14 protein-coding genes, 2 tRNA genes, 3 rRNA genes and 1 pseudogene are annotated in these 20,756 nt (G+C 56.4%); 13 read left to right on the top strand and 7 right to left on the bottom strand.

Annotation, left to right across the window (positions count from 1 at the left end; genetic code table 11):
* Positions 1-2 precede the first annotated feature (2 nt).
* The 10 genes from ilvN to rrf all read left to right on the top strand — a co-directional run bounded on the left by ilvN (position 3) and on the right by rrf (position 10,017).
* Positions 3-494 (top strand): acetolactate synthase small subunit, encoded by a 492-nt coding sequence (gene ilvN, locus AC4ANK_RS24595; protein WP_002552075.1) that lies wholly within the window; start codon positions 3-5, stop codon positions 492-494.
* 47 nt (positions 495-541) lie between these two features.
* On the top strand, positions 542-1,558 hold the full coding sequence (gene ilvC, locus AC4ANK_RS24590; protein ID WP_002552076.1) for a ketol-acid reductoisomerase: 1,017 nt from the start codon (positions 542-544) through the stop codon (positions 1,556-1,558).
* Positions 1,559-1,704: 146 nt separating this feature from the next.
* Positions 1,705-2,550, top strand: a complete 846-nt coding sequence (pssA, locus tag AC4ANK_RS24585; protein WP_002552077.1) for a CDP-diacylglycerol--serine O-phosphatidyltransferase — start codon at positions 1,705-1,707, stop codon at positions 2,548-2,550.
* Between the two features lie 69 nt (positions 2,551-2,619).
* Positions 2,620-3,633, top strand: coding sequence for a protein-methionine-sulfoxide reductase catalytic subunit MsrP (gene msrP, locus AC4ANK_RS24580; RefSeq protein ID WP_460383536.1), 1,014 nt, complete (start codon positions 2,620-2,622; stop codon positions 3,631-3,633).
* Entirely contained in the window at positions 3,633-4,265 is a 633-nt protein-coding gene (gene msrQ / locus AC4ANK_RS24575; RefSeq protein ID WP_031598457.1) for a protein-methionine-sulfoxide reductase heme-binding subunit MsrQ, read from the top strand. Before msrP ends, msrQ begins: the two co-directional genes overlap by 1 nt.
* A gap of 499 nt (positions 4,266-4,764) precedes the next feature.
* Positions 4,765-6,303: ribosomal RNA gene (locus tag AC4ANK_RS24570) — 16S ribosomal RNA — on the top strand.
* A 123-nt stretch (positions 6,304-6,426) separates the two neighbouring features.
* Positions 6,427-6,503 (top strand) — tRNA-Ile (locus AC4ANK_RS24565).
* A 30-nt stretch (positions 6,504-6,533) separates the two neighbouring features.
* Positions 6,534-6,609: transfer RNA gene (locus AC4ANK_RS24560), tRNA-Ala, on the top strand.
* Between the two features lie 239 nt (positions 6,610-6,848).
* Positions 6,849-9,741 (top strand): 23S ribosomal RNA (locus tag AC4ANK_RS24555).
* A 160-nt stretch (positions 9,742-9,901) separates the two neighbouring features.
* Positions 9,902-10,017: ribosomal RNA gene (gene rrf / locus AC4ANK_RS24550) — 5S ribosomal RNA — on the top strand.
* Together the 16S, 23S and 5S rRNA genes with 2 tRNA genes alongside form the textbook arrangement of a ribosomal RNA operon.
* A gap of 95 nt (positions 10,018-10,112) precedes the next feature.
* Here rrf and AC4ANK_RS24545 read toward each other — a convergent pair.
* The 4 genes from AC4ANK_RS24545 to mksB form a co-directional block, all read right to left on the bottom strand.
* Positions 10,113-11,360, bottom strand: a complete 1,248-nt coding sequence (locus AC4ANK_RS24545; RefSeq protein WP_460384279.1) for a right-handed parallel beta-helix repeat-containing protein — start codon at positions 11,358-11,360, stop codon at positions 10,113-10,115.
* 173 nt (positions 11,361-11,533) lie between these two features.
* Positions 11,534-14,353: an Mks condensin complex protein MksF gene (gene mksF, locus AC4ANK_RS24540; RefSeq protein WP_002552080.1), complete on the bottom strand. Its 2,820-nt coding sequence runs from the start codon at positions 14,351-14,353 to the stop codon at positions 11,534-11,536.
* The gene (gene mksE, locus AC4ANK_RS24535) at positions 14,350-15,057 is read right to left on the bottom strand and encodes an Mks condensin complex protein MksE (protein ID WP_002552081.1); all 708 of its coding nucleotides are present in this window, start codon (positions 15,055-15,057) and stop codon (positions 14,350-14,352) included. Before mksE ends, mksF begins: the two co-directional genes overlap by 4 nt.
* Entirely contained in the window at positions 15,047-16,324 is a 1,278-nt protein-coding gene (gene mksB / locus AC4ANK_RS24530; protein ID WP_002552082.1) for an Mks condensin complex protein MksB, read from the bottom strand. Before mksB ends, mksE begins: the two co-directional genes overlap by 11 nt.
* Before the next feature lie 144 nt (positions 16,325-16,468).
* Here mksB and AC4ANK_RS24525 point away from each other — a divergent pair, with 144 nt between their 5' ends.
* Positions 16,469-17,272, top strand: coding sequence for a hypothetical protein (locus tag AC4ANK_RS24525; protein ID WP_002552083.1), 804 nt, complete (start codon positions 16,469-16,471; stop codon positions 17,270-17,272).
* Positions 17,265-17,717 carry a ribosomal protein S18-alanine N-acetyltransferase gene (rimI, locus tag AC4ANK_RS24520; protein WP_002552084.1) on the top strand — a complete coding sequence of 151 codons (453 nt, stop codon included), beginning with the start codon at positions 17,265-17,267 and terminating at the stop codon, positions 17,715-17,717. Before AC4ANK_RS24525 ends, rimI begins: the two co-directional genes overlap by 8 nt.
* A gap of 9 nt (positions 17,718-17,726) precedes the next feature.
* On the opposite strand, the gene AC4ANK_RS24515 is transcribed toward rimI, so the two are convergent.
* On the bottom strand, positions 17,727-18,134 hold the full coding sequence (locus AC4ANK_RS24515; RefSeq protein ID WP_002552085.1) for a hypothetical protein: 408 nt from the start codon (positions 18,132-18,134) through the stop codon (positions 17,727-17,729).
* A gap of 170 nt (positions 18,135-18,304) precedes the next feature.
* Between AC4ANK_RS24515 and can the strand changes: the two genes are divergently transcribed.
* On the top strand, positions 18,305-18,943 hold the full coding sequence (can, locus tag AC4ANK_RS24510; protein WP_002552086.1) for a carbonate dehydratase: 639 nt from the start codon (positions 18,305-18,307) through the stop codon (positions 18,941-18,943).
* 71 nt (positions 18,944-19,014) lie between these two features.
* Here can and AC4ANK_RS24505 read toward each other — a convergent pair whose 3' ends face one another.
* Positions 19,015-19,803 (bottom strand): methyl-accepting chemotaxis protein, encoded by a 789-nt coding sequence (locus AC4ANK_RS24505; protein ID WP_460414697.1) that lies wholly within the window; start codon positions 19,801-19,803, stop codon positions 19,015-19,017.
* A gap of 69 nt (positions 19,804-19,872) precedes the next feature.
* A pseudogene (locus AC4ANK_RS24500) lies at positions 19,873-20,679 on the bottom strand (MCP four helix bundle domain-containing protein); the annotation flags it as partial.
* Positions 20,680-20,756 lie beyond the last annotated feature (77 nt).

The following is a 20,756-nucleotide window of genomic DNA, read 5'->3' as shown; positions in this document are numbered from 1 at the left end:
TCATGCGCCATATCATTTCCCTGCTGCTGGAAAACGAACCGGGTGCATTGTCTCGCGTCGTCGGTCTGTTCTCCCAGCGCAACTACAACATCGAAAGCCTGACCGTTGCGCCGACCGAAGACCCGACCCTGTCGCGTCTGACGCTCACCACCGTAGGCCATGATGAGGTGATCGAGCAGATCACCAAGAACCTCAACAAACTTATCGAAGTGGTCAAGCTGGTCGACCTGTCGGAAAGCGCTCACATCGAGCGCGAACTGATGTTGGTCAAGGTCAAGGCCACTGGCGCGCAGCGTGCCGAGATCAAGCGCACCACGGATATTTTCCGCGGGCAGATCGTCGACGTGACCGCCAGCGTTTATACCGTGCAGCTGAGTGGCACGAGCGACAAACTGGACAGCTTCATTCAGGCCATCGGCACCGCCGCTATCCTGGAAACAGTACGCAGCGGCGTAACGGGCATTGCCCGTGGCGACAAAGTGCTGAGCATTTAAATCAATTAAGCAAATGGCCTGAACGGCCAAGATAACAGGGGATTTCCATGAAAGTTTTCTACGACAAAGACTGTGACCTTTCGATCATCCAGGGCAAAAAAGTCGCCATCATCGGTTACGGTTCGCAAGGCCACGCTCAAGCGTGCAACCTGAAAGACTCCGGCGTTGATGTCACTGTTGGCCTGCGTAAAGGTTCGGCTACTGTCGCCAAGGCCGAGGCTCATGGCCTGAAAGTGACTGATGTTGCTTCTGCCGTTGCTGCTGCCGACCTGGTCATGATCCTGACCCCGGACGAGTTTCAGTCCCAGCTGTACAAGAACGAAGTCGAGCCGAACCTGAAAAAGGGCGCAACACTGGCGTTCTCCCACGGCTTCGCGATTCACTACAACCAGGTTGTACCGCGCGCTGATCTCGACGTGATCATGATCGCGCCAAAAGCTCCAGGCCACACCGTACGTACCGAGTTCGTCAAGGGCGGCGGTATTCCTGACCTGATCGCGGTTTATCAGGATGCTTCCGGCAACGCCAAGAACGTTGCCCTGTCCTACGCTTCGGGCGTTGGCGGCGGCCGTACCGGCATCATCGAAACCACCTTCAAGGACGAGACTGAAACCGACCTGTTCGGCGAGCAGGCTGTTCTGTGCGGCGGTACTGTCGAGCTGGTAAAAGCTGGTTTCGAAACACTGGTTGAAGCTGGCTACGCGCCGGAAATGGCCTACTTCGAGTGCCTGCACGAACTGAAGCTGATCGTTGACCTCATGTACGAAGGCGGTATCGCCAACATGAACTACTCGATCTCCAACAACGCCGAATACGGCGAGTACGTGACCGGCCCTGAAGTCATCAACGCTGAATCCCGCCAGGCCATGCGCAACGCTCTGAAGCGCATCCAGGACGGTGAATACGCGAAGATGTTCATCAGCGAAGGCGCTACCGGCTACCCATCGATGACCGCCAAGCGTCGTAACAACGCTGCCCACGGCATCGAAATCATCGGCGAGAAACTGCGCTCGATGATGCCTTGGATCGCTGCGAACAAAATCGTCGACAAAGACAAGAACTAAGCTTTAGCTTCGCAAAAAAAAACGCGGCCAATCGGTCGCGTTTTTTCGTTATGGGTCAGGCTCTGGTATAAAGCTGCATCGTTTGCCGCCGAACCCTCGCGGCAGACCTCTGTCGAACCTTTTCATACCGCTGCAAGGTAATCTCCATGAGCGAACGTCCCGAGGAGCCCAACAAGGCCTCCGACGCTGAAAGTCTGCTACCTATCGATGAACATGTAGAAGAAGGGCATGACGCCGAAGGCCGGCAGGTCCGGCATCGCGGTATCTATCTGCTGCCCAACCTGTTTACCACTGCGAACCTGTTCGCTGGCTTTTACTCCATCATCAGTTCCATGAGCGCACAAAGCGCGATGAGCGCGGGTGATACCGCCGGCGCGAGCAAGTATTTCGCGTTCGCTGCCATTGCGATCTTCGTCGCCATGGTTCTCGACGGGCTGGATGGTCGCGTTGCGCGCATGACCAATACCCAGAGCGCGTTTGGTGCCGAGTACGATTCCCTCTCCGACATGGTCGCCTTTGGTGTGGCACCCGCGTTGCTGGCATTCGGTTGGGCATTGGGTGACATGGGCAAGGTGGGCTGGATGGTCGCCTTCATCTATGTGGCGGGCGCGGCATTGCGTCTGGCGCGCTTCAACACTCAGGTCGGCAAGGCTGACAAACGTTACTTCATCGGTTTGGCTAGCCCGGCTGCGGCAGGTGTTGTGGCCGGCACGGTCTGGGCGTTCAGTGATTTCGGGATTCAGGGTTCGAAGCTGTCGTTCCTGGTGGCCTTGCTGGTTGCGGCGGCAGGCATGCTGATGGTCAGCAACATCAAGTACAACAGCTTCAAGGAGCTGGACCTGAAAGGGCGTGTACCTTTTGTTGCGATTCTGGCCGTGGTGCTGGTGTTTGCCGTGGTATTCAGCGATCCGCCACGTATTCTGCTGCTGATATTCCTCGCCTATGCCCTGTCTGGACCGATTCAGTATCTATTGCGTCGCCGCAAGGCCTAGTCAATGATCTAATTTCCACCATACTCCGTAGTCTATTGGTGCATCAGTTCCCTGGCCTGCGGAGTCATCATGCTAATCAAGCTTCCTTCTTCGTCCGACTCCAAAGAGTCGGACGTCACGCCTGAATCCATCTATCTCTCGCGACGTACATTGCTCGGCGGCTCGCTTGCGGGTCTGGCCGTCACGGCACTGCCACGCTGGGCAAGCGCTGCAGACGCTTTGCGCTATGCGGATGTAGAGCCCGGGAAAGCGCCGGGCTGGTTTGCCGACAAGCTGCCTTCTACAAAATGGCAGGCGGTCAACGTCAAGGATGAGGCGATCACGCCGTTCAAGGACGCGACCCACTACAACAACTTCTACGAGTTTGGTACCGACAAGGGCGATCCGGCAAAGAATGCCGGTTCCTTGCAGACCGAACCGTGGAGCGTCGTGATCGATGGCGAAGTCGGCAAGCCGGGCCGCTATGCGCAGGAAGACTTCATGAAGCCTTATCAGCTGGAGGAGCGGATCTACAGGCTGCGCTGCGTCGAAGCCTGGTCGATGGTCATTCCCTGGATGGGCTTTCCTATATCTGCACTGCTTAAGCAGGTAGAGCCGACCTCTAAGGCCAAATACATTCGCTTCGAAACGCTTGAAGACCCAAAGTCCATGCCTGGGCAACGCTCTGACTTTGCCCTCATCGACTGGCCGTATGTAGAAGGACTGCGGCTGGATGAGGCGATGAATCCATTGGTGATTCTTGCGGTGGGCATGTATGGGCGTGAGTTGCCTAATCAGAACGGCGCGCCGCTGCGTTTGGTGGTGCCTTGGAAGTATGGCTTCAAGAGTGTGAAGTCAATTGTGCGTATCAGTCTGGTCAGTGAGCAGCCGAAGACCACATGGCAAAGCATTGCGGCAAATGAGTACGGCTTCTATGCCAACGTTAACCCAACGGTGGATCACCCTCGTTGGACTCAGGCCCGAGAGCGTCGCTTGCCGAGCGGCCTGTTCAGTCCGAATCTGCGCGACACGAAAATGTTCAACGGTTATGAGGAGGAGGTGGGTGCCTTGTATGCCGGTATGGATTTGCGGAAGGACTATTGATGCGATACCCGTTCTGGCGTCTGGCTGTATTTCTCGCCGCGTGCGTTGCGCCGGTCTGGTGGCTCTATCAGGCATGGATCTTTGCCTTGGGGCCTGATCCGGGCAAGGTTCTGGTAGAAGATTTCGGGCTAGCGACTCTGGTGATGTTGCTGATCACAATGTCCATGACGCCTTTGCAGCGCCTGACCGGCTGGCCGGGATGGATCGTTGTCCGTCGTCAACTGGGGTTGTGGTGTTTTGCTTATGTAGTGCTGCACATGACGATGTATGCGCTGTTCATCCTCGGGCTGGATTTAGGCCAGTTGGGCGTAGAGTTGGTAAAGCGTCCCTATATCATCGTGGGTGCGTTGGCGTTTCTCGGGCTGCTGGCTTTGGCTGTGACGTCCAATCGCTATAGTCAGCGTCGACTCGGAGCGCGCTGGAAGAAGCTACACCGGCTTATATATGTGATTCTGGGGCTGGGCTTGCTGCACATGTTCTGGATTGTCAGGGCTGACCTTAAGGAATGGGCGCTGTATGCGGGGATAGGCGCGTTCCTGTTGCTGCTGCGGATTCCAATGATTACAAGGCGAATCCCGCGTCCTGGAGGCTCTGCCGGGACAGGATCGAAGAAAGTTCAAAATAACGGTTGACGCCCTCTGTGATCTGTCTATAATTCGCCCCACTTCCGGCGCAGACGGAAACGAAAAAGCCTTGTAGATCAATGGTTTACAAGGATTTGGAGTGAAGAGTCAGCGAGGAAGTAGGTCGAGTCAGCAGTGATCGACAGCGGTGAGAAAAAAGAGTTTGACACGCGGTTGTAACGCTGTAGAATTCGCCTCCCGCTGATGAGCAACTGAAGAGTTGATCGAAGCGCAAGTGGTTGAAGTTGCAAAGGAAACTTTGAAAGCTTCTTAAAATAACCGCTTGACAGATACAAGAGACGCTGTAGAATGCGCGCCTCGGTTGAGACGAAAGCTCTTAACCACCCGCTCTTTAACAACTGAATCAAGCAATTCGTGTGGGTGCTTGTGGTGTCAGACTGAAGTCAACAGATTATCAGCAGCCCAAGTTACTCCGCGAGAAATCAAAGATGTAACCAACGATTGCTGAGCCAAGTTTAGGGTTTTCTCAAAACCCAGTTAGATGTTTGAACTGAAGAGTTTGATCATGGCTCAGATTGAACGCTGGCGGCAGGCCTAACACATGCAAGTCGAGCGGCAGCACGGGTACTTGTACCTGGTGGCGAGCGGCGGACGGGTGAGTAATGCCTAGGAATCTGCCTGGTAGTGGGGGATAACGCTCGGAAACGGACGCTAATACCGCATACGCCCTACGGGAGAAAGCAGGGGACCTTCGGGCCTTGCGCTATCAGATGAGCCTAGGTCGGATTAGCTAGTTGGTGAGGTAATGGCTCACCAAGGCGACGATCCGTAACTGGTCTGAGAGGATGATCAGTCACACTGGAACTGAGACACGGTCCAGACTCCTACGGGAGGCAGCAGTGGGGAATATTGGACAATGGGCGAAAGCCTGATCCAGCCATGCCGCGTGTGTGAAGAAGGTCTTCGGATTGTAAAGCACTTTAAGTTGGGAGGAAGGGCAGTTACCTAATACGTGATTGTTTTGACGTTACCGACAGAATAAGCACCGGCTAACTCTGTGCCAGCAGCCGCGGTAATACAGAGGGTGCAAGCGTTAATCGGAATTACTGGGCGTAAAGCGCGCGTAGGTGGTTTGTTAAGTTGGATGTGAAATCCCCGGGCTCAACCTGGGAACTGCATCCAAAACTGGCAAGCTAGAGTATGGTAGAGGGTGGTGGAATTTCCTGTGTAGCGGTGAAATGCGTAGATATAGGAAGGAACACCAGTGGCGAAGGCGACCACCTGGACTGATACTGACACTGAGGTGCGAAAGCGTGGGGAGCAAACAGGATTAGATACCCTGGTAGTCCACGCCGTAAACGATGTCAACTAGCCGTTGGGAGCCTTGAGCTCTTAGTGGCGCAGCTAACGCATTAAGTTGACCGCCTGGGGAGTACGGCCGCAAGGTTAAAACTCAAATGAATTGACGGGGGCCCGCACAAGCGGTGGAGCATGTGGTTTAATTCGAAGCAACGCGAAGAACCTTACCAGGCCTTGACATCCAATGAACTTTCCAGAGATGGATTGGTGCCTTCGGGAGCATTGAGACAGGTGCTGCATGGCTGTCGTCAGCTCGTGTCGTGAGATGTTGGGTTAAGTCCCGTAACGAGCGCAACCCTTGTCCTTAGTTACCAGCACGTAATGGTGGGCACTCTAAGGAGACTGCCGGTGACAAACCGGAGGAAGGTGGGGATGACGTCAAGTCATCATGGCCCTTACGGCCTGGGCTACACACGTGCTACAATGGTCGGTACAGAGGGTTGCCAAGCCGCGAGGTGGAGCTAATCTCACAAAACCGATCGTAGTCCGGATCGCAGTCTGCAACTCGACTGCGTGAAGTCGGAATCGCTAGTAATCGCGAATCAGAATGTCGCGGTGAATACGTTCCCGGGCCTTGTACACACCGCCCGTCACACCATGGGAGTGGGTTGCACCAGAAGTAGCTAGTCTAACCTTCGGGGGGACGGTTACCACGGTGTGATTCATGACTGGGGTGAAGTCGTAACAAGGTAGCCGTAGGGGAACCTGCGGCTGGATCACCTCCTTAATCGACGACTCAGCTGCGCCATAAGCACCCACACGAATTGCTTGATTCATTGAAGAAGACGATTAGAAGCAGCTTTAAGCTCCAAGCTGATAGCTCAACGCTAGCGGCTACAAGCTCGAAATTGGGTCTGTAGCTCAGTTGGTTAGAGCGCACCCCTGATAAGGGTGAGGTCGGCAGTTCGAATCTGCCCAGACCCACCAATTTTGTGTGGGAAACGCCTGTAGAAATACGGGGCCATAGCTCAGCTGGGAGAGCGCCTGCCTTGCACGCAGGAGGTCAGCGGTTCGATCCCGCTTGGCTCCACCACTTACTGCTTCTGTTTGAAAGCTTAGAAATGAGCATTCCATTGATCCTGACGATCAGTGCATGAATGTTGATTTCTAGTCTTTGATTAGATCGTTCTTTAAAAATTTGGGTATGTGATAGAAAGAAATAGACCGGGCACCTCTTTCACTGGTGTGTGTCCGGGCTAAGGTAAAGTTTGTGAATGCAAACTTTCGGCGAATGTCGTCTTCACAGTATAACCAGATTGCTTGGGGTTATATGGTCAAGTGAAGAAGCGCATACGGTGGATGCCTTGGCAGTCAGAGGCGATGAAAGACGTGGTAGCCTGCGAAAAGCTTCGGGGAGTCGGCAAACAGACTGTGATCCGGAGATGTCTGAATGGGGGAACCCAGCCATCATAAGATGGTTATCTTGTACTGAATACATAGGTGCAAGAAGCGAACCAGGGGAACTGAAACATCTAAGTACCCTGAGGAAAAGAAATCAACCGAGATTCCCTTAGTAGTGGCGAGCGAACGGGGACCAGCCCTTAAGTTGTATTGAGATTAGCGGAACGTTCTGGAAAGGACGGCCATAGTGGGTGATAGCCCTGTACGCGAAAATCCCTTTGCAATGAAATCGAGTAGGACGGGGCACGAGAAACCTTGTCTGAATATGGGGGGACCATCCTCCAAGGCTAAATACTACTGACTGACCGATAGTGAACCAGTACCGTGAGGGAAAGGCGAAAAGAACCGCGGAGAGCGGAGTGAAATAGATCCTGAAACCGTATGCGTACAAGCAGTGGGAGCCCACTTTGTTGGGTGACTGCGTACCTTTTGTATAATGGGTCAGCGACTTATTTTCAGTGGCGAGCTTAACCGAATAGGGGAGGCGTAGCGAAAGCGAGTCTTAATAGGGCGTCTAGTCGCTGGGAATAGACCCGAAACCGGGCGATCTATCCATGGGCAGGTTGAAGGTTGGGTAACACTAACTGGAGGACCGAACCGACTACCGTTGAAAAGTTAGCGGATGACCTGTGGATCGGAGTGAAAGGCTAATCAAGCTCGGAGATAGCTGGTTCTCCTCGAAAGCTATTTAGGTAGCGCCTCATGTATCACTGTAGGGGGTAGAGCACTGTTTCGGCTAGGGGGTCATCCCGACTTACCAAACCGATGCAAACTCCGAATACCTACAAGTGCCGAGCATGGGAGACACACGGCGGGTGCTAACGTCCGTCGTGAAAAGGGAAACAACCCAGACCGTCAGCTAAGGTCCCAAAGTCATGGTTAAGTGGGAAACGATGTGGGAAGGCTTAGACAGCTAGGAGGTTGGCTTAGAAGCAGCCACCCTTTAAAGAAAGCGTAATAGCTCACTAGTCGAGTCGGCCTGCGCGGAAGATGTAACGGGGCTCAAACCATGCACCGAAGCTACGGGTATCATCTTTTGATGATGCGGTAGAGGAGCGTTCTGTAAGCCTGTGAAGGTGAGTTGAGAAGCTTGCTGGAGGTATCAGAAGTGCGAATGCTGACATGAGTAACGACAATGGGTGTGAAAAACACCCACGCCGAAAGACCAAGGTTTCCTGCGCAACGTTAATCGACGCAGGGTTAGTCGGTCCCTAAGGCGAGGCTGAAAAGCGTAGTCGATGGAAAACAGGTTAATATTCCTGTACTTCTGGTTATTGCGATGGAGGGACGGAGAAGGCTAGGCCAGCCTGGCGTTGGTTGTCCAGGTTTAAGGTGGTAGGCTGAGATCTTAGGTAAATCCGGGATCTCAAGGCCGAGAGCTGATGACGAGTGTTCTTTAGAACACGAAGTGGTTGATGCCATGCTTCCAAGAAAAGCTTCTAAGCTTCAGGTAACCAGGAACCGTACCCCAAACCGACACAGGTGGTTGGGTAGAGAATACCAAGGCGCTTGAGAGAACTCGGGTGAAGGAACTAGGCAAAATGGCACCGTAACTTCGGGAGAAGGTGCGCCGGTGAGGGTGAAGCATTTACTGCGTAAGCCCACGCCGGTCGAAGATACCAGGCCGCTGCGACTGTTTATTAAAAACACAGCACTCTGCAAACACGAAAGTGGACGTATAGGGTGTGACGCCTGCCCGGTGCCGGAAGGTTAATTGATGGGGTTAGCGCAAGCGAAGCTCTTGATCGAAGCCCCGGTAAACGGCGGCCGTAACTATAACGGTCCTAAGGTAGCGAAATTCCTTGTCGGGTAAGTTCCGACCTGCACGAATGGCGTAACGATGGCGGCGCTGTCTCCACCCGAGACTCAGTGAAATTGAAATCGCTGTGAAGATGCAGTGTATCCGCGGCTAGACGGAAAGACCCCGTGAACCTTTACTATAGCTTTGCACTGGACTTTGAATTTGCTTGTGTAGGATAGGTGGGAGGCTTTGAAGCGTGGACGCCAGTCTGCGTGGAGCCAACCTTGAAATACCACCCTGGCAACTTTGAGGTTCTAACTCAGGTCCGTTATCCGGATCGAGGACAGTGTATGGTGGGTAGTTTGACTGGGGCGGTCTCCTCCTAAAGAGTAACGGAGGAGTACGAAGGTGCGCTCAGACCGGTCGGAAATCGGTCGTAGAGTATAAAGGCAAAAGCGCGCTTGACTGCGAGACAGACACGTCGAGCAGGTACGAAAGTAGGTCTTAGTGATCCGGTGGTTCTGTATGGAAGGGCCATCGCTCAACGGATAAAAGGTACTCCGGGGATAACAGGCTGATACCGCCCAAGAGTTCATATCGACGGCGGTGTTTGGCACCTCGATGTCGGCTCATCACATCCTGGGGCTGAAGCCGGTCCCAAGGGTATGGCTGTTCGCCATTTAAAGTGGTACGCGAGCTGGGTTTAGAACGTCGTGAGACAGTTCGGTCCCTATCTGCCGTGGACGTTTGAGATTTGAGAGGGGCTGCTCCTAGTACGAGAGGACCGGAGTGGACGAACCTCTGGTGTTCCGGTTGTCACGCCAGTGGCATTGCCGGGTAGCTATGTTCGGAAAAGATAACCGCTGAAAGCATCTAAGCGGGAAACTTGCCTCAAGATGAGATCTCACTGGAACCTTGAGTTCCCTAAAGGGCCGTCGAAGACTACGACGTTGATAGGTTGGGTGTGTAAGCGCTGTGAGGCGTTGAGCTAACCAATACTAATTGCCCGTGAGGCTTGACCATATAACACCCAAGCAATTTGAGTGGACTTCCTGACAGGAGCATCAGATTGCGGTGACTGTGAAGATGACATGAACCGAAGGTTTGCGTCACAACCGCACCGAGCTATCACATACCCGATTTGCTGAAGCGCGCCGCATGGCACGATTCGGTACCCGAATTTCTTGACGACCATAGAACATTGGAACCACCTGATCCCATCCCGAACTCAGCAGTGAAACGATGTATCGCCGATGGTAGTGTGGGGTTTCCCCATGTGAGAGTAGGTCATCGTCAAGATTAAATTCCAGAAACCCTCATCGCTTATGCGTTGAGGGTTTTTGTTTGTCTGGGGTTCCACAAACCTCTGCATTGGAGCCAGGGATTCCCTCAGCTCAGTTGAACGCCCCCATGCCTGCCAATCTGCTACCGGGGCGCAGATGGAAGCTGCTCAGCACTGGCAGACTTCCATCCAACTGACGCGGCGCATCCCAACCAGTGTCCGAGACATCTTCAAAGTCAGCGTCGGTTACAGGCGTTGGCAATGCCCATGAGTTGTGGGCCATATCCAGTCCTTCGCTGTTTACGGTCAACCGTCCCTTGTAGGCAATATTGTTGAGCAGGTGGCCGAGAGGGATCAGCGAGCCGTCTGGCGCGATACCCGCCATGTTGTAGTTTGCGCCATTGGAAAAAGCCGTGTTGTTGATGAAGTCCAGTGCCAATGTATGGTGATTGGCGTAGAAACCGGCGGATTTGTTGTCGAAGGCAACTGAATTACGGACGATATGTTTCACACCATTGGGCACATACTTGCCACCGTATCCGCCCGCTTTGATGCCATTGCCGTTGCCCGCTTCGAGTTTGGTGTGCGTGCCAGGCAGGTAGCCTTGCTGCCATGTCCACGAGTTTTCGATGGTTACCGGCGAGAAGGCATTGATCAGGTCAAAGCCGTCGTCGGAATTGGCCCAGGCTCTGCAACCGCGAAATACGTTACCTGGATGCCCCGCCTTGATGTGTGCGCCGAAGCCGTCAGCGCTCTGACCTGCGCCGTTTGAGGTGTAAGGATCGTAGTTGTGGTGGGAGTCGGTATTGAGTACCAGGTTATAACCGCCGTTCTGAATCAACAGGCCTGGCCCCATGTTGTGATGCAAGTTGAGTTGCTCGAAAGTGTTGTGGCTGCCGCTGTTCCAGATACCCCAGGACTCGTGATTGAGATGGTTATCCGGCTGCTGCGGCACGCCCGTTACCTCCAGCCCCTTCAGGTGCAACCAGCTACCGGTAACGTTGAAGCCTTTGACGCGACAATCGTCTTTCATGGCCGAGAAATCAAACACCGGTGTTTCGCCCGGATAGGCCCAGTAACGTATAGGTTTGTTTTCGCTGCCGCTGTTGTTCAGGGTGATGGCATTGACGGTGTCTGTACGGGTAGCGCAGCTGTTGATGCCTGCTGTGTAGGTGTAGATTCCGCCGCGAAAATACACCGTGTCGCCGGCTTTTGCGGTTTGCTGCGCACGCATGATGGATTGCAATGGTGCGGCTTTTGTACCGGCAGCGTGATCATTGCCATTTGGGGCAACGTAATAGTCGGTTGCATGCGCTGTTGCAGCAACGGTCAGCAAGACCGTCAACAGTATGGTTTTCATGAGGTCACTCCAGGCCAGCGTCTCGTAATCGTATGCGTGTTTGCTGCACCCCATTGTGAATTCAATGAATAAAGAGTCTGTTTGTGCAAGGCCTGCACTATGGCCTCACTCAATTCGAAGACAATAAAAAAGGCCGCATTCTCATGCGGCCTTCTGACTACAGCTAACGACCCTTACGAAGCCAGCTCTGGAACCGCTGGTTTCACATCATCACGACGCTGAATGTATTTCCAGTCAGCCTCATCGATGTATATCCCGTTAGGCCCGCTGCCGCCTTCCAGGTCGATGGCAACGTGAGCCGAGACCTGTGGCTTCACACTTGCCAGAATCGGAACGAAGCCCAGTTGCAGGCTCGTTTCCAGCAGCGCAGCCTGGTTCTTCTCATCGATGTCTGCTGCTTCGTCCAGGTAATAAGGCAAGCGCACCCGACCAGCCTGATCCCGATCCATCAAGTGCAGCAACAGGTACATGTTGGTCAATGCCTTGATGGTCATCGTCGTGCCGTTGGACGCCGCGCCGTCGATATCGGTGTGGATAACCGGCTGACCATTGACCTTGGTGATCTCGAATGCAAGCTCGAACAAGTCCTTCAAGCCCAACTGGTTATGGTTGGCAGCCACAAGTCGCGCCAGATACTCCTTGGCCTCTTCGTTCTTGTTGTCCTGCTCGGCGCTCTGGCTCAGGTCGAAGACAGACAGCGTCTCGCCTTCTTCATATTGCCCGGCGCTGTGGATAATCTGGTCGATGTGCTTGAGTGCTTCCTTGTTCGGCGCGAGCACGATACGGAAGCTTGCCAGGTTAGAGACTTGACGCTTGTTGATCTCGCGGTTGAACAGCGCCAGTTGATGCTCAAGGCTATCGTAGTCGCTACGAATATTGCGCAGGGTGCGGGCGATGTCAGTAACCGCAGCGCGACGAGCCTTGCCCAGCGTAAGTGCCTCATCGGTACGGTGTGCGTAGGCATTGATCAGCAGTTGCAGGCGACGCTCCATGTCGTCCTCGCTGTCGAATTTGGCCACGCCCTTGAGGCGAACCTGGGCATACAGCGCTTCGATCTGCCCATCGCTGCGCAACAGACCTTGCCAGCTGTCCTGATAATCGTTGAGCAGTGGCAACAGGTTATCCATGGAATCATCAGTCGGGTCCATGAACGGCGTGCCGAACGGCAGATCCGCAGGCAACAACTGGCGGCGACGTAGCGCGTCGTCCAGCGTGCGTTGCTTGGATTCCATGTCACCAATCTGACGGGCGATCAGTTGCAGCTTGGCCGAGAGCTGCTGGACGCGTTCGGTGAATGCATCGCTGGAGCGTTTCAGTTCATCCTGAGCGGCTTCCATCTGCGCCAGCTCTTCCAGCTTGCCTGGCTCCTCCGCGCTCAAGGTCTGGCAGCGGCGGAAGTCTTCAAGTGCTTTTTGAGCATCCAGCACCTGTTGATACAGCGCCTCGGTGCGGGTCTTGCTCGCCGCGCGGTCGGCGGCCACAGCCTGCTGGGTTTTCAGTTGTTTGAGTTCTTTTTCCAGACGCCCTTTCTGATCGCGCAGCGCAGCACGATCGGCCAGCGCCTGCAGGGCAGGAGGCTCGATACTCGACAGGTTGATTGTCAGCCCCTGTACTGCAAACTGATCGCCCTTGAAGCCATCCAGAATGGTCTCCAGCGACTTGACCCACGCATCGCCATCATCCAGCGCAATACCTTGCTCACCCAACGGCAAGCTGAACAGTGCGCTGTTGAACAGACGCATCAGACGTTCTACGTCCGGCTGGGAGAACTCTTCACGCAGACGGGCGTAACTGTTGTTGTCCGCGTGGTCGAGCTGTTGCTTGACCGACTTGAGGCGTTTCTCCAGGTCGCGCAAACGCTCGTCCAGGTCTTCGGCGCTGAACTGCCGGGACTGGGCCAGCGCACCGGCCAGCTCATCGTGAGCATCCTTGGCTGCGAGCAGTTGCTGCTCCAGCACCTTGACGTCATCGACCAGCGCGAAACGATTCTTCAGCACCGACAGCTCGCCGACCCAGCGCTGGATACTGCTGATCTCGCGCTCCAGACGCATCAGTTCCTGAGTGCTGCTGCGCTGATCGTTCTGCATCTCATCCTGCTGAGCACGGTAATGCTCGGCCTGAGCGACCAGTTCTTCCTTGCGCGCGCCAGAGTAGTCCGACCAAGTGCCAAGCAGTGAATCAAGGATCGGCGACAGACGATGCAGTTTGCCGCGCAACAGATCACGCTGTTTGACCCCGGAAGCCAGTGCCTCGACCAGCGGGCCAGCCAGTACCAGCGAGTTGTAATCCTGTTCCATGCGCCGCACGTCGCGGAAAGCTTCTTCACAGGCGGCGATGTAGTCGACGCTGCCCGAACGCAGGCTGTGCTCGAACGCATCGAGAAACAGCTGCTTGAGTTTGGCTGCCGTGATTTCACGCATGTGCAGCAGGTTGATGAACAGCGCGCGGAAAGTCTTCAGGCTCTGCTCGCTGGTGGAGCGTAGCGGGATCAGGGTCAGGTCCAGCGGGATCGAGGTATGACCGCCGACCAGCAGGCGGCGCAACTCGTCCGGCTTGAGTTCGTAGGCTTTCAGGCCCTGGCTTTCCAGGTTGCTGAACAGCTCTTTCTGACGCAGGCAGGTGTCGTTCTTCTGGTAATGACCCAGGTCCAGCTCGCCGGCATAGGCAAAGAACTGGTGGCCGAAACCGCCACCCGGGCCGCGGCCTACCACGCCAATCACATGCGGGCCGTGGGGCAGGGAGACTTCCACCAGAATGTAACTGGTGTCGGTGGCAAAGTAGAAGCGCCGGGACTGCTCAAGGCTGTACTTGCCGAAGCTCATGTCCGACATGCGTGCCAGAATCGGGAATTGCAGAGCGTTGATCGAGGCGCTCTTGCCGAGGTTATTCGCGCCGTACACCGACAGCGGGTTTTCCAGCGGGAACAGGCCGAGGCTGTAACCGGCGGTGTTCAACAGGGCAAAGCGGCGGATGCCATAACGTTCCTGGCTCATGTGTCCATCTCCTGTCGTTGCTCATCGGCGATTGCCCGGGCAAGTGCCTCTTCCTCGGTTTCTTCACCGAATTCAGCCAGGTCCAGCGGGTCATCGGTTTCCAGCAGCTTCTCGTCGCTGTCGTCATCGATGAGCACAGGCGTTGGCAGTGGCAGGGCGCTATGCAGGCTGGCCGCCAGATCGCGGTCCTGTTGCACCGACAGGCATACATCGAGAAAACGGTGCATCGGCGGCAGGAAGCGGTAGATACCGACCTCTTCACTGGCAAAACCCAGTTGCGTCATGCGGCGCATGATCTTCTCTTCAAGCTCTTCCTGGGTCTGCACTTCCGCCTGAAGAAACAGGTCCCGGTACTTTTCCAGCATCGAAGGCAGTTCGTCACGGCCCAGACTGCCGCCATCCAGCACGGCCATCGGGTCGCGGCCCTGATCGGCCAGATGCTCGACGAGGATGAAGGTGAACAGCGCCAGACGCTGAGCGGTCTTGTTGACCTGCGCGGCAGCCAGTTCAGGCACGAAATAGTAGAAGCCACGGGTGTCGCAGATCAGTTCGTAGCCCAGTGCCTTGAACAGCGCGCGGTACTGGTCCTGGCAGTTGGAGAGTTGGGCATACAGCTCCGGGTCGCGGCGGCTGATGTGATAGCCCTTGAACAGCTCGCGAAAGATCGGCGCGAGCTGGGACATTTCGGATAGATCAAGATGCATGAACAGGGCTCTCGGAATGCTCTGGCTGCTCGTCTTTTGCGGCGAGCAGGGCAAAGGAGCGCAGGCTGACGCGGTGCTCCCGGGTGAAATATTCGCGACGCTCGAGGCGTTCACGGGCGAAGCGCTTGTCCCGCGACAACCGCGAGAACCAGTACAACAGCTCGTCGGTTTCGCCAGTCGGTTCCTGCTCCAGCAACCAGACCATCAGGTCAGGCATCGGCAGGGCGCTTTCGCAGCGTTCGAGCATTTCCTTGACCGTACGTGGCGCGCGGGGCGGTTCGCCCTTGCGTGTACCACTGGCCTTGGGGAATTTCGCAGGCTTGGGTTCAAAGCGCGCCAAGGCATAGACGTAAGCCTCGACCTGACTCGCGCTGCCCAGAAAGGTACTTTGCGGGCGGGTAAACAATGGCATGGCAGCCTGTGGCACTGCGTCCAGACCCTTGCGCCGAATCGCCGACAGGGCCAGCGCCGCGCCACGAGTCACCGCGTTGTGGCGACGTGCTTCCTCGCGCAGCGGCAACAGCAGCTCGCGTGCATGACGCAAGGTCAGCTGGGCGCTGGTCTGCATCTCCAGAATGCGCGCATGGGTGCGCAGCAGCATGTCGTCATCGACCAGATGACCGAGGCGTTGTTGCTCGGTCAGCAGGCGCAGCAGCACATTCTCGACCTTGCGCACACCCTGTTCGAAAGCGCCGTCGGCATTGACCAGTTGAATCATCGGCTCGACGTATTCATCCCAGGTGGCCAGAACTTCTGCATACCGCTGGCGCAAGGGGATCTGCCGGTCGCTGGTCTTGGCCCGGTCGGCGACCGCGACCAGTGCCTGTTCGTCGTTGGCGAGCTTCTTGAGAACGTCGCGCACGCGCATGTCCAGCAGCCGCAGCTGCCTGGCCAGATCATTGGCATCGCGAATATCGAACGCGTCCTGAATGTAACCGGCCAGGCGCTCCAGATGGCGCAGATAAGCCTCGATTTCCAGGCACAGGCCCAGCCGGTGCTCGCGGCGCAGGTAGGACAGGAAGTCATGGATCTGTGCGTTGAGCTCAAAGCGGTTCGGACTTTTCGCGACGGGCACCAGAATGTCCAGACGAATCCACACGTCCAGCAGGTTGGTGATGTCTTGCGGGGTGCTGTCCTGCTGCTGAGCGCCCAATTGCAGGCGCAGCTCGCTCAGGCTCAACGTACCCTGGTCGAAGTGTTCGCATAAGGGCTCGAGTAGCGCCCAGTGCTCGGCAAGGGCGCGCAGGACGCGCTTGGGTTCGATCATCGTTAGGCCGACTGTTGGCAAGTGAAAAGCGGCAATTGTACTGCATCAGTCGCCTGATATTTCACCTGCGGGCGATATGCTGCAGCGCAAAAAGGCGAACAACGCTAGAATTGCGCGCTTAACTTATCCACAGGTGGCTGACCCTTGCTCAACGAGTCCCGTCGCCGCGCTTATTTGACCGCCATGCAGGTGGTCAACTGGCTGCCGCGCACAGAACTGCCATTCGCCGCGCCCTCGCGTCCGGAGCTGCTTGCGCCGTTACCGCCGCCGGTCGAGGTGCAGAACATTGCGCCTGCTGCCGCGCCATCTGCGCACGCTGCGCCGGTCGAAGCTGCGAACGTGGTGCCGATCGCCCGGCAGCCCGAGCGCCCGAAGGTCGAGGTGCCGCGTCCGTCACTGGCCAGCACGCGCACAGTTGCCGCGGTCGAAGAGGTCGCGCCTGCGCAGCCAAAGGCTCCGGTTGTGCCGCCACCGCGTTTTGCCCTGCAATTGCTGCGTGCCGGCCGTTGCCTGCTGCTGGTAGAACTGACCACCGGCCAGCCGTTTCAGAGCCGCGATCCGTCCTACCTGCTGCTCAAGGACATGCTGCGCGCTGCCGGTCTGCCCGACAGCCCGCAGATTATCGGCGAACCGGTGCGCTGGCCGTTGCTGGTGCGCGGCCAGATGGATCAGGGCCCGGAAGCGGCGCGCGACTTCGTGCAAGGCTTTGTCGGTGCCCGGCTTGAGGACGAACCCTGTGCGTGCCTGTGGCTGATCGGTTTGCCTTCGATGAAGTTCGCCGGTGAAGCCGACGCCGAATCCTATAACCGCGAATTGCAGATCGAAGGTCTGGGCACTGCCTGGGCGTTGCCGGGTCTTGAATTAATGATGGACGAGCCTGAGCGCAAGGCCGATGTCTGGAAAGCCATGCGTCGGCTGATGACGCGCTGGAAATCGATCGATGAGTGATGCCGTAACCTTCCGCCCCATGACCGAAGCCGATATGGATGCGGTGCTGAAAATCGAATACGCAGCATTCAGCCATCCCTGGACACGCGGCATCTTTCTCGATGGCCTCAAGTCCTACGAGATCTGGCTGATGTTCGAAGGAGCGCAGCAGGTTGGACATGGTGTGATTCAGGTCATCATCGATGAAGCACATCTGCTCAACATCACCGTCAAACCTGAAAATCAGGGCCGTGGTCTTGGCTTGCTGCTGCTGGATCATCTGATGAAACGTGCTTATCAGCTAAACGCTCGGGAATGCTTTCTGGAGCTGCGTGACAGTAATCGTCCAGCCTATCGTCTGTATGAAAACTACGGTTTCAACGAGATAGGCCGACGTCGCGATTACTACCCGGCAGTCGGCGGCCGCGAAGACGCTGTGGTCATGGCCTGTACGCTTTTCGAATAGTGCTGGCTGTCAGCGCTGGGTGTTGCCATCCAGCGGGTCAAGAATGGCCATCTCCTCTTCGTCGAGCCCGTTGCCACCACCGATGTCATCTTCATCGACTACCGTCAGGTCCAGGTCGGCAGGATCGTCTTCGCCCTGCTCGTTCGGTGAACGGGCACCGTCTTCGCGGATCAGGGTTTCCGGAGACAGATCGTCATCGGTCGAATGGTGATCGTCAGTCGAGGCACCGGTCAGGCCTGCCTCACGCACACGCTGATCCGGAATTTCATGTTGCAGTTCGTCTTCAGGGATAAGATCACCGATACGGGCAGGATCTTCTTCGTCGAAGTCGAGTGTTTCCATGGAGCCCATACGGTCTTCGTTATCGTCGATGGGGTCCGGTTCGGTAGCACCGAACGGACGGCGTGAATCGTTCATGGGAAATCCTCATTTCAGGTGGTCGTAAAAAATGGACCGGCCACGACTTTGAAGATTCCTTTTTGTTGACCGACGAGCTTCGGTGAATTTTGTCAGTAGTGGCAAATAGGCGTGACTTGAAGGATTCGACTCCAGTCCAAGGCTGGGCATCATTATCGAGGCGTCAAAGCATGAACGAGCTACAAGACCTGATTGATAACAATGCACGCTGGGCCGATGCGATAAAGCAGGAAGACCCAGAGTTTTTCGCCAAGCTGGCCCGCCAGCAAACACCTGAGTTCCTGTGGATCGGTTGTTCGGATGCACGTGTCCCGGCCAACGAGATCGTCGGCATGCTGCCCGGCGATCTGTTCGTCCATCGCAACGTGGCCAACGTTGTGTTGCACACCGACCTCAACTGCCTGTCAGTGATCCAGTACGCAGTGGACGTGTTGAAGGTCAAACACATTCTGGTGACGGGCCACTATGGTTGCGGCGGTGTACGCGCGTCCATGCAGGACCGCCAGTTCGGCCTGATCGACGGCTGGCTGCGCACGATTCGTGATTTGTATTACGAAAACCGTGAAGTGCTGGCCAAGCTGCCGACCGAGGAAGAACGTGTCGACCGTCTGTGCGAGCTGAACGTGATTCAGCAAGTGGCCAACGTCGGTCACACCAGCATTGTGCAGAACGCCTGGCACCGTGGGCAGAGCCTGTCTGTGCATGGCTGCATCTACGGCATCAAGGACGGTCGCTGGAAAAGCCTCGACGTGACCATCAGCGGTTTCGAGCAGTTGCCGCCGCAGTACCGTCTGCGTCCGCAGGACTGACAGCCGCCCTCAGGCTGCAGCATCGCCAGCCAGTCTGTTTTTGCGACGGCTGGTTGGCGACAGGCAGGTCATCACAGCACGAAGCGCTGCACCATCAGGTTCAGATCAGCCGCCAGCATCGACAGCGAATTGCTCGCCACGGTGGTCTGCTGCGCGCCTGACGCTGTCTGGCTCGACAGGTCGCGGATACTGCTCAGGTTGCGGTCTACTTCAGTCGCGACCTGAGCTTGCTGTTCTGCTGCACTGGCAATCAGCAGGTTGCGGTCGTTGATGGTGCCCGTTGAATGGATGATCACGGTCAATGCTTCGCCAGTTGATGCAGCTTGCTCAAGCGTCAGGCTGGCTTGCGTTGCCGTGTGGCGCAACGAGCTGGCCGTTTGCTGAGTGCTTTGCTGCACGCCGTTGATCAGCCCTTCGATTTCTGCTGTCGAGGCGCTGGTGCGTTGCGCCAGGGAACGAACCTCATCAGCCACCACGGCAAATCCGCGCCCGGCTTCGCCTGCCCGCGCTGCCTCAATGGCGGCGTTCAGGGCCAGCAGGTTGGTCTGGTTGGCGATCGCGCGAATCACATCGAGGATGCTGCTGATGCTCTGTGTGCGCTCGGCCAGTCCTTCAGCCTGATGCGAGGAGTCCAGCACGTTTTCAGCCAGTTGCTTGATCGAAAGAATCGTCGCCGACAGTTTTTCCTGCCCTTGCGCTGCCGCCTGGGTCGACGCCTTTGATTCGGTCACGGTGCTGCTGGCGTTGCCTGCCACTTCGATGGCCGCCTGACTCATCTGGTTGACGGCGACTGCGGCCTGCTCGATTTCGTTGTTCTGCAATTGCAGATTGAGCGCACTGGCTTCGGCAATGGTGCCCATCTCCTGAACCGACTGCGACAGCTGCGTCGCCGCTGCGTAGATCTGATCAATCGTGCCGTGCAGGTTGGTGCGCATGCGCCCCAGGGTGATCAGCAACTGCGCGGTCTCGTCCTTGCCATCCGGTATCCGGTGCTCTGTCAGATCACCATCGGCGATGGTGCTGGCAATGTGCAAAGCCTGGCGGACCGGGTGAATGATGCTGACGCTCAGACGCCAGGCCAGCAGCAGGGTCAGAGCCAATACGACGGCGATGGCGCTCAGCGCAATGATTCTCGCCTGCTCGTAACGGGTGCCTGCTGACTCTACGGCGGCGGCAGCGCTCTGTTTGTTCAGCTCGCGCAGCAACTGCACCTGCATGTCCATCAGGTCGCCTTGCAGCGCGAGCATGGTATTGGCCAGCATTCGGGCCTCATCCAGCTTGTTCTGCTCGATCAGCGTGATCTGATTCTGCAAGCCGGGCATGAACGCCTTATAGGCATCCTGCAACGCGACGATAGAGTCATGCTCAGTGCCCGATTGAACACGCGCAAGGTATTCCGAGAAACCTTTCTCGACTTCGTTCTTGAGCTGTTCGACATTGATCTTGCTGTTGATGACCGCACCTGGATCGTCGGCATTGGCGATCAGCCGGGTGGTCTCGCTGCGCAGTTTGACCAGGCCGATGGCGATGGCATCGGCCATGGCGATACTGGGCAGCGCACCACTCTCGACAGCTTCGCCCTGATTGCGGATCTCCTGCATCTGCAGCAGGCAGAAAGCCCCCAGCGCGACCATCAGCAGGGAAGTGAGGCCGAAACAGATCACTAGGCGCAGGGTAATCCTGAAGCGGCGCAATAGTGTTGGCGTTGTGGATTGCCGACGCAGGAAACGAGGCATAAATCTTTTCACGGCACACAACCCCTATAAACACGCAGACCTTCTCGGAGAGCCGTTTATAGGGAAGTTGTGTGATG

The sequence above is a fragment of the Pseudomonas sp. Pmew2 genome (assembly GCF_058129885.1).
The sequence above is the reverse complement of the archived record's forward strand: the minus strand, read 5'-3'. Positions and strand labels throughout refer to the sequence as shown.